Raw genomic sequence first — 8,777 nt, forward strand, 5'->3', positions numbered from 1 at the left:
ACCATACCTCCTTGAGTAACAGAGTATGTCAAAAGTCCGATTATTTACACGACACAAAGTGAGAAAATGCCGTATTTTCAACCCGACACGCTTGTCTGGATGTCTCAAATCCGTTTTCTATAGAATATCTTTCCTATTGTATTTCATATAGCCTGCAGCAATCCCGCATGCTCCATAGAGCATTCCCAGCACTACCATTACTCCGTCCAGGCTTATATTTGTTACAATTTCTGTACCTTCTGCGTAACCGTACGGAGAAATATACTTCAGAAATTCAGCGGATTCAGATATATTTGCAATAATATTAAGAAAATAGAGTATAATCGCAAGTCCAAGACCGACTCCCAGACTTCCTTTCCGCAGAAAGGCTGAAATACCGAAACATATGGAAGCAATCTCTATCTGCAATAGAGCATAGGCCAGATGAAGCAGGAGAATCTCTTTCCAGGGAATATCTTCCCCCACCGCATAAATGGAGATTATTGAGATGAGCAGTACAAAGGCATTGAGGACCATAATCTGAAAAAATAACGCCGCAAGTTTTCCACTCATGATTCGTCTCCGGCTGACCGGGTGGGTCAGAAGGAATTCCGCCGTATGCCCCTTTTCCTCTTTGGACAGCATTGAGATCCCGCACATGGCGGCATACAAAGCTCCTCCAAGTCCAAGGATATTTCCACATTCAATAGCGTAGAAACCGGTCAAGGTACCAAAGCTTACCTGATCCATGCCAAAGGCAGCACTGAAATTCCCCATGGTCGAAAAAACGTCACTGACCTGATCCATTTCTCCCTTCATCTCTGGAAATAAAAAAACACATACCGCAAAAAGAAATGCGATGGATACAGTCCATATAATCAGAGCTGTCCGGCCCTGACGCAGTTCATGTCTGAAGATTGTCATACCTGTTCCTCTCCTTCCGTATAATAATGAAGAAAAATCTCTTCCAGATCCGGTTCAGATATGCTAAGATCCATAATTCGCTGCCGGCTAAGTCTGTCCAGAAGCAGATTGATATCACCATTGTACAGAAAACTGGTGGAGTCATCAGCCTTCTGCAGATCCCGTACATCCGGCAGACCGGAAGGGTCAAAATTTCCCCGGACAGAAATCCGTTTTGCGTTTGTACGTGCCAGTTCCTCCACACTTCCGGAAGCTATAATTCTGCCCTCCCGTATAATCGCAGCCCGGCCGCAAAAGCGCTGGACTTCGGAGAGGATATGTGAGGAAAGGAATACTGTCATGCCCTTCTTGTTTCTTTCCTTCAGTATTTCAAAGAATTCCCGCTGCATCAGAGGATCCAGCCCTCCGGTTGGTTCATCCAGAATGCAGAGTCTTGGATCATGCTGCAGGGCACAGATAACAGCCAGTTTCTTTCTGTTTCCAAACGAAAGCTCGCCGATCCGTCGAGAAGTATCCAGCTGTAGACGCTCGCACAGATCAGCGGATACTTTACGGCAGTCTTTCCGGTGCAGCTCCGCCGAAAGGCGGATCAGATCCCGACCTCGCATATCCGGATAGAAAACTGCTTCTGAGGGAAGATAACCGATCTCAGACAGAATCTGTTCTTTTTCTTTGGAAATATCCTTTTCCAGTACCCATGCGCTGCCATGAGTTTTCTGTATCAGTCCCATCAGAATACGGATCGTCGTACTTTTTCCGGCTCCATTTGGACCAATAAATCCAAAGAATTCACCCTCACATACCTCCAGATCAAGATCAACAATTCCCCGGGACCTTCCATAATATTTCGTAAGCCCCTCTGTTCGTATTGCGTTCATCATTTAACCCTTCTTTCTCAGATATATCTTTTTCCAGAATGCAATCATTTCCCGGAAGTCCGCTTCTATTTTTTCGATGTCCTCTTCTGTCTGCAGAGAACCCTTCTTCTGTAGTTCCCACAGATATCCCTCTGAGACAAGATACATTTCCCTGAGAATTCTCTCAGGCTCCACGCCCTCAACAAACTGATCCGGCTCTAGATTAGCCCACGACGGGGCAGCTTTCATAGAAATCAATCTGGCATAGCTCTTCTCGATTTCCGTTTGAATAGAAGGATCGGTTTCATAAAAGGCACGGATCACAAAGTTCCCCATAAAGGGATATTTTTTCATAATATGCATTTTTGCCCTCAATCCCCGTTCCATCATTTCAAACAGATCTCTGCGGTCATAACATCCATAAGCCGTCATTGTAGAAATAGAAATTCTGCCGCAGGTCGTCCAGAGAAACATATAAAATTTTTTCTTATTTTGAAAATAGTGAAAAAGAAGCGACTTACTGATTCCTGCTGCATCAGCGACCTCCTGCATCGGGCTCTTTTTATAACTGTTCTGTGAGAATACCCGATAGCCGGCATTGATAATTGCCTGTTGTTTTTCCTTTGGCAGACTATAAAACTTTTCGTTCATGAATCCTCCTTTTGACCAACTTGGTTAATTTTTATTATATATAGTTGACCATTTTTGAGAAGACCTTATTCTGTATTTTTTCAAAGAAATATAAAAGATACCATCCTCTGCGCATACAAAAAAGAGCAGAACATTACCTGTCCACTCTCTTCTAAACTGCGTCTTAAGATCCACTCCTTCAAATTACAGCCACCTCTATATTCAAGATTTCTTTTTGCCATCTGTTATCCGTGTTTCCTTTTTGCTCTTTCTTTCTCTAATATTGTAATCGCAAATATCGCTATGGAAAATCCAAGAATGCAGATTGCTGTTCCGCTAAATGAAATAGCAGAATTTATAAATCCCGTAATCCCATTTACCACAGATAAAATAATTAAACCTATACATATTGCTAATGCCGCCTTCGATATTGTTGTATAATTCTTCATTTCCATCACCTTTCAATTAGCAAACTAACTCTCGCACAAAAATCTTAGTTCTTAACAGACACTATTCTTTACTCTGTATCACCTATATTTATCCTTGGTAAAAGTAATAGTAAAACATTAATACAACCAGTGCCATTATAAAAGGAACAATAATTATCAGCCAATACGAAAAATGCTTCTTTTCAGCTTCATTGATTGTATATTTGTACTCATCTTCCGTGACTTCCGATTTTAATTTTTGTAACTCAATATTCGTCAACCAAAAGTTGCGTATAATAAATTTCAACCTTCGTTTAGACAACTTAGTATTTATCAAATCAGCTTAAACACCATTTTGTAATATTTTCAATCAATTTTGCAGGCAGCTCTCTGTCATAAAGAAAATATATTGCATTTTTCCTAGTAACAACTTCTTTTAATTCCAACCCAAATTTTTCAATAGCTTCAACCCCCACATAAAAACTGATGTGATTTTTACAAGCGGAAAAGGAAATGGATTTTCCTTCTTTCTCATAATACGGCATACTCCATAATATACGTTCATTTACGCCCGGAACACTATTTTGTAATATAGTCATCATTTCTGTTAAATGGGTGCGTGTCTCTATGGGTTGCGAATCTATATAATCTATTACTGTTTCAGGTGCTTTCCCACAATAATGACCTTGATTTGTTCTTTTAAATTCTCTTCCACATTTTGGGCATATCCACATACTTCGTTTCCTCCATAAACCAGAATTTATCTCAACATTGTATCAACCTTTTCTCTCAACTTCCTCTTTGGTTTAAAGAAGAAGCGTGTAGAATACTGTGCGTTATTCACCAATAGCTCATATGCCTCCATAACTCCTGCGGAATAAACAAACCCTAAAAATCCAACACCAAAACCAAGAAATATAAATGAATGATATTCCGACCATGAAAAATATCCTCTTGTAGTTAAGGCAAGAATTAGAAGCCCCAGTACAAATAAAATCGTACAAGGAATAGCAACCATAGTATAATTTTTCTTTTTCTATATTTCCTGAAGTGCACTTTGTCAACTTTAGGTTGCACCGGTGTTGAATCGCTGATAATCAGGAGTTCAAATCTTAAATACGAAGTTATTTCCATTCTACAAGGACAGAACCATGCATCGCCTTGCTATCCTCAAGCAAACTGCCAAGCAAGCTATTTGATATATCTTCAAAAGTTAAATTCTCATTGTCCGTAAGTACAACATAACAACTATCTGTTACAGCATTAGGCAATCTACCGGTTAGCTCCAATCTGTATTGATATGTTTTATCATCGCATTTACATGTTCCATCTTTCATTTTATAATATGTATAATAAATTCCATCATTTTCTGATTTCTTGTAGGTTTGGGCAATATCAGTTTTTTCACACCCCACGAGCAGTACTGCCAAAATTCCAATGATAATTAACATCTTTTTCATCTTGCAGATCCCCCTTTATCATTGATAAACTACCCTTTATGCAAAAAACGTAATCCTTAGCAACTCTAAGCTTCATTCCGGGTCGCCTATATAAAGGATTGCATAGACTTTATTGATCCGGGCCGGGTAAGTTTCTGCTATATTTCCATCATAATATACGGCTACTTCATCTCCAACACGAAAACTTGTCATGCTGTCTTTTCTTTCAACATCAAGAGATACCTCAAGACTGGCATAACTGTCATATACTTCATCCTCTTCACTTACATCGATAACGATATACTCTTCATCAGTTTCCCTTACTGTTCCTCTTACACTTGGCTCGTGATCTACGATATAGTTTATATCCTTTGCACATCCGGATAACTGTATTAAACAAGCACAGGTAATAGCAGCTATTACTGCCATATTAAATCGTTTCACCCCGATCACCTTTCTCATTCTCAAAACATCGCATTTTTACTGTTTTTATGATATTTAAGGCTTGTTCGCATTCGGTTTTATTTGTGCCGTATACATTGATAGATAATAGTTCCCCTGCAGAATAATATCCTATATAAATAACATAAACCCTTTTTCCTTCTTCCAGCAGTGTACCCTCGTACATTCTTACCGTAAATCCATCCGGATTAAGTAAATGTGCATCTCGCAATTTTGCTGACATTGGAATTGTTCTGATATACGCGTTTTCCATCACCTCTATTGGAGCAGGCACACCATCTCTTTCTGCATGAAACGGCGTTATACGAATTGTCAAATCGCTGTTATCAGGATAAAACACGCATTGACCATCATCTTTATCATATTCTCCCTGCCAGTTATCGGGTATAGAGATCTGCCAATCACAAGGCAGCTTATAAGTCTTCATATTCATATCTCCAAATCATGATTTGTCAGCTTAACAAACTGAATTTTTTACTTTTTCCATCTAATTCCATTCTTAATTATATCAACGATAAGATATATGAAAACCGGAACTAAAATTATAAGTGGAATGATTGTTCCTGCGGGTTCAGATAACATCAATTCCAGTATTACGACAATCACAATCAACCATAAAACAACTTCTTTTTTCATGTATATTATCTCCTCAAATTTATTTTTTCCATGCAGACGCATTTCTCCTCATAACCATGTCGGGTGGATCAACTTCCGAATTTCATCCGGAATCCTGTTCATATCCAGTGGAACATTATTTATGCCGATCTCTTTCAAGTCCTTCAACCCTAAACGATCTGGCAGGCTCTTTATCCACTTCAGATCCATCAGCTTCAGTATCTGCGGACCGGTCAATGTACTGATGAAAAAATATCCTCCAGTTTCATTATCCACCAAAGTTCCAGCTTCCGCAGCTGTTCAAACCCGCTCAGCAAACTCAGGTCGTTCATCCCGTTCCAGCGGATAGAAAGTTCAGATCTACAGGCTCTTTTTCTCCCATGCTGTAAATACGAAAGTACATATCTGCCCGCTCTTCCAAAATCCTGTCAATCATTTTATATGCATTTCTCGGAAGATTCTCCGTAATCTGGATATGCCTGATTCCAGGCGACGCAATAATATTTCTGACGAACTCCTCTGTCAGTTCTTCGTATCCGTATATCTGCATTGCCCCATTGTTCCATGACCGATTCCCTATTTCTATGCGGTTCGAAAAATCAACCCACGCTCCCATATACACCTCCTCTGTTAAATTCCAATTTTCCGTTCAACAATTTAGGATTTATCGTTTTTTACAATCCAGTATCATTTTGTGTTTCTCTTTCTGCATAGTAAACACATAGCATATCTTTAAGAGCACCGGCAGATTTGAAGGTTAAAACTCATATCTTATTCCATGCGAAAGTAACAGACCGTCCGTTAATTCTACACCCAAATGCGAAAATTCCTCACTTACTTGTGATATGTCTCTCCATAACATATCTGAATGAGATTTAATGAAAATTAACAATAATAGCTTATCTCTCCAAAATATGCAAACCATTTCTGAAGAATATCAGCACTACGTGCCTCAATCATTCTCATAATATTGCGCAACGTATGTGATGGTATTCTTGAATTATTATTGCAGAGGAGACATTTCCCTGCACTGGTAATCCATACCTTTGTTGCATTTTCGGAAGGCTTTCCTTTTGCGATATGTACATGAATCGGTTCAACAGGTTTATTTTCATTTGTCCAGAAATAAATCCAGTATTCTCCCATTCTAAAGATTTGAGGCATTCTCAAAGCCTCCTTCCTGAGAAAACTCCATAATAAGATGTGCCGTTGATCTTATTATTTCTTCAAACTGCTTAATCTCTTCTTCTGAAAAATGATAGATATCCTCCCACTTATAATGCGGAAGCCAGCATGTAGCATGTTTAAAACCATATTGTTCATCCGGTCTCTCAATATACACTTTTACTGTCCCATTTCCCTGCATGTCAGAATGTACAATTTCAGTTTCATCATTCAATGTCATAAAAGGATACATCATATTATCAATCCTCCCTACTTCTTACACGATACTTATTGTTTATATTATATCCCATTAACTATACTTTCAAATTAGGATTTATTTATTTCGTTTTTATTGTATAAAAAAGTAATACTGCACCATATAGTCCACAAAATAAGCTAGCGTTCTGATTTTAACAACGCATAATAACAGGCATCACAAATGCCTTGATTATTCCAATCAGCACTACGTAAAGTCCCCTCATATTTCATCCCACATTTTTTCATCACTTTCCCCGAATTTGGATTTCTCGGGTCATGCCTTGATTCAATCCGATTTACATCTACTACATCAAACAAAAAATGCATAACCGCCTTTAATGCTTCTGACGTAATTCCTTTATGCCACCATGCTCTTCCAATACAATAACCAATATGTACCATTGAAATTTCTTCTTTCATATTTACAACAGCAATATCGCCAATCGGCTCATCTCCATTTTCTTTCAAAACAATAGCCCAATGATAATAATTTTCATGAGAATATTGATTTACCCAATCTTCTATTACACTTTGGCTTACTTCTTGATTCGAATGAGCCGGCCACATCAGAAATTTTGTAACCTCTTTATCTGACGCCCAGTTTTTATACATCGCTGCAGCATCTTCATTCGCATACCTTCTTAAAATCAATCTATTTGTCTCTAACCTTTGCGTTCCACAATGTTTCATAAATTTGTCCTTCCTTTTCAAATTTCTTTCCAGCCCACTCAAATTATTCGTATCTATCCCCCAATTTCATTACCGCAAAAAGACAGATACCCATATTTCTCATTAAAATCTCGATATTGTTTAGAAAATTTTATACCGAGTAATTTTTCTTCTTCTTCTATTTCTTGTATTGATTTTCCACTGCGGTAGTGTAGAACCCACATTATTTTAATGTATGCTGTTAAATTCTACAAACTTGTCCCACAATTCATCATAATTCTTGAATTCGTAATAAGTGTCTCCAATCTTAAAATAATGTCCCGGACTAATCGTCAGTGTTTCTCCGTCCGTATAATAGAGGGTATAATAAGAAACTGCTCCGTTTGACAATGCGTCTCTTTCATTCACAACATTCCCAAGTTCCACTTTATTCAGCAGCTTAATAAATCCGTTGCTTTCGCTTTCTGAAAAAGAGTATGAATATCCACCATTCTGTCCGCCTGTAGTTCCTGTATGTTCAACGCTATCGATATCGGATATGTCAATACTCGCCAGGTCAATGTTCGGCCCTTGCTTTCCACAGCTTGATAATATGATTGCAATTAAGGATGATATACACAAAATTATTTTGATTTTTCTCATTTTGAAACACCTCAATATTTCTTCAACCTGGTCAATCAGGACTTCTTGCTCATAAATTCCAATCTGCCGCCTAATCTTTTCTTCATTATACCATTCGTTTATTTCCCTGTCATTTTCTTTCTTACATATGCAAAAAAGGAGCAGAACAACCTCTGTCCACTCCTTTTCCGAATACTTTACATGCCTTATTACTTCCCATCATATCACACCCAAGTGCGAAAACCGCACTTATTTGTGATATGGTTCTCCATTGATAATCCGATATCCTCTGTAAATCTGTTCCAGCAGTACTACCCGCATGAGCTGATGCGGAAATGTCATCTTCGAGAAACTTAATGCAAAGTCTGAACGCTTCAGAACGTCTTTTCCCAGTCCGATAGAGCCTCCGATCACAAAGGCGATGCTGCTGGTTCCCTGTATCCCGAGCTGTTCGATCTTTTTTGCAAATTCTTCCGATGTCAGCATTTTCCCTGCAATTTCCAACGTAATCACATACATATCGTCTCGAATGTACTTTAAAATCCGCTCCCCTTCTTTATCACGGATACTTTCTTCCACCGCTTCACTAGCCTGATCCGGTGTCTTCTCGTCAGCCACTTCAATGATCTCCAGCTTGCAGTATCGCGAAAGCCGCTTACTGTATTCTGCGATGGCATCTTTCAGATATTTCTCTTTGATTTTTCCTACAGTAATCAGTGTTATTTTCACGT

Annotated in this window: 17 protein-coding genes; all 17 read right to left on the minus strand. The window is 38.6% G+C overall.

Annotated elements, in window-relative coordinates; genetic code table 11:
- Positions 1-117: 117 nt before the first annotated feature.
- On the minus strand, positions 118-903 hold the full coding sequence (locus tag B5G11_RS02130; protein WP_087252017.1) for an ABC transporter permease subunit: 786 nt from the start codon (positions 901-903) through the stop codon (positions 118-120).
- Positions 900-1,781, minus strand: coding sequence for an ABC transporter ATP-binding protein (locus B5G11_RS02135; RefSeq protein WP_087252094.1), 882 nt, complete (start codon positions 1,779-1,781; stop codon positions 900-902). Before B5G11_RS02135 ends, B5G11_RS02130 begins: the two co-directional genes overlap by 4 nt.
- A gap of 3 nt (positions 1,782-1,784) precedes the next feature.
- On the minus strand, positions 1,785-2,411 hold the full coding sequence (locus B5G11_RS02140) for a TetR/AcrR family transcriptional regulator (protein ID WP_087252018.1): 627 nt from the start codon (positions 2,409-2,411) through the stop codon (positions 1,785-1,787).
- Between the two features lie 224 nt (positions 2,412-2,635).
- Positions 2,636-2,839, minus strand: a complete 204-nt coding sequence (locus B5G11_RS16160; RefSeq protein WP_140398848.1) for a hypothetical protein — start codon at positions 2,837-2,839, stop codon at positions 2,636-2,638.
- Between the two features lie 317 nt (positions 2,840-3,156).
- Complete coding sequence (locus B5G11_RS02150) at positions 3,157-3,552, minus strand: DUF1801 domain-containing protein (protein WP_087252019.1); 396 nt, start codon at positions 3,550-3,552, stop codon at positions 3,157-3,159.
- Positions 3,553-3,578: 26 nt separating this feature from the next.
- Positions 3,579-3,836 (minus strand): hypothetical protein, encoded by a 258-nt coding sequence (locus B5G11_RS16255; protein ID WP_087252020.1) that lies wholly within the window; start codon positions 3,834-3,836, stop codon positions 3,579-3,581.
- A 106-nt stretch (positions 3,837-3,942) separates the two neighbouring features.
- Positions 3,943-4,278, minus strand: coding sequence for a hypothetical protein (locus B5G11_RS02160; protein ID WP_087252021.1), 336 nt, complete (start codon positions 4,276-4,278; stop codon positions 3,943-3,945).
- Positions 4,279-4,350: 72 nt separating this feature from the next.
- Positions 4,351-4,686 (minus strand): DUF3221 domain-containing protein, encoded by a 336-nt coding sequence (locus tag B5G11_RS02165; protein ID WP_087252022.1) that lies wholly within the window; start codon positions 4,684-4,686, stop codon positions 4,351-4,353.
- Position 4,687: 1 nt separating this feature from the next.
- Complete coding sequence (locus B5G11_RS02170) at positions 4,688-5,146, minus strand: hypothetical protein (RefSeq protein WP_087252023.1); 459 nt, start codon at positions 5,144-5,146, stop codon at positions 4,688-4,690.
- Positions 5,147-5,193: 47 nt separating this feature from the next.
- Positions 5,194-5,355, minus strand: coding sequence for a hypothetical protein (locus B5G11_RS16260; RefSeq protein ID WP_158099186.1), 162 nt, complete (start codon positions 5,353-5,355; stop codon positions 5,194-5,196).
- Between the two features lie 48 nt (positions 5,356-5,403).
- Positions 5,404-5,613, minus strand: a complete 210-nt coding sequence (locus B5G11_RS02175) for a hypothetical protein (RefSeq protein ID WP_087252024.1) — start codon at positions 5,611-5,613, stop codon at positions 5,404-5,406.
- A 49-nt stretch (positions 5,614-5,662) separates the two neighbouring features.
- The gene (locus tag B5G11_RS02180; protein WP_158099187.1) at positions 5,663-5,884 is read right to left on the minus strand and encodes a hypothetical protein; all 222 of its coding nucleotides are present in this window, start codon (positions 5,882-5,884) and stop codon (positions 5,663-5,665) included.
- A gap of 335 nt (positions 5,885-6,219) precedes the next feature.
- Positions 6,220-6,498 carry a DUF4160 domain-containing protein gene (locus B5G11_RS02185; protein WP_087252026.1) on the minus strand — a complete coding sequence of 93 codons (279 nt, stop codon included), beginning with the start codon at positions 6,496-6,498 and terminating at the stop codon, positions 6,220-6,222.
- Positions 6,482-6,739, minus strand: a complete 258-nt coding sequence (locus B5G11_RS02190) for a hypothetical protein (protein WP_343215458.1) — start codon at positions 6,737-6,739, stop codon at positions 6,482-6,484. Before B5G11_RS02190 ends, B5G11_RS02185 begins: the two co-directional genes overlap by 17 nt.
- Positions 6,740-6,894: 155 nt before the next feature.
- Positions 6,895-7,446 (minus strand): GNAT family N-acetyltransferase, encoded by a 552-nt coding sequence (locus B5G11_RS02195; protein ID WP_087252028.1) that lies wholly within the window; start codon positions 7,444-7,446, stop codon positions 6,895-6,897.
- Between the two features lie 207 nt (positions 7,447-7,653).
- On the minus strand, positions 7,654-8,067 hold the full coding sequence (locus B5G11_RS02200; RefSeq protein ID WP_087252029.1) for a hypothetical protein: 414 nt from the start codon (positions 8,065-8,067) through the stop codon (positions 7,654-7,656).
- Between the two features lie 228 nt (positions 8,068-8,295).
- Positions 8,296-8,775 (minus strand): 23S rRNA (pseudouridine(1915)-N(3))-methyltransferase RlmH, encoded by a 480-nt coding sequence (gene rlmH / locus B5G11_RS02205; protein ID WP_087252030.1) that lies wholly within the window; start codon positions 8,773-8,775, stop codon positions 8,296-8,298.
- Positions 8,776-8,777 lie beyond the last annotated feature (2 nt).

The organism is Drancourtella sp. An57, from assembly GCF_002161525.1.
Taxonomy (GTDB): Bacteria; Bacillota; Clostridia; order Lachnospirales; family Lachnospiraceae; genus Sellimonas; species Sellimonas catena.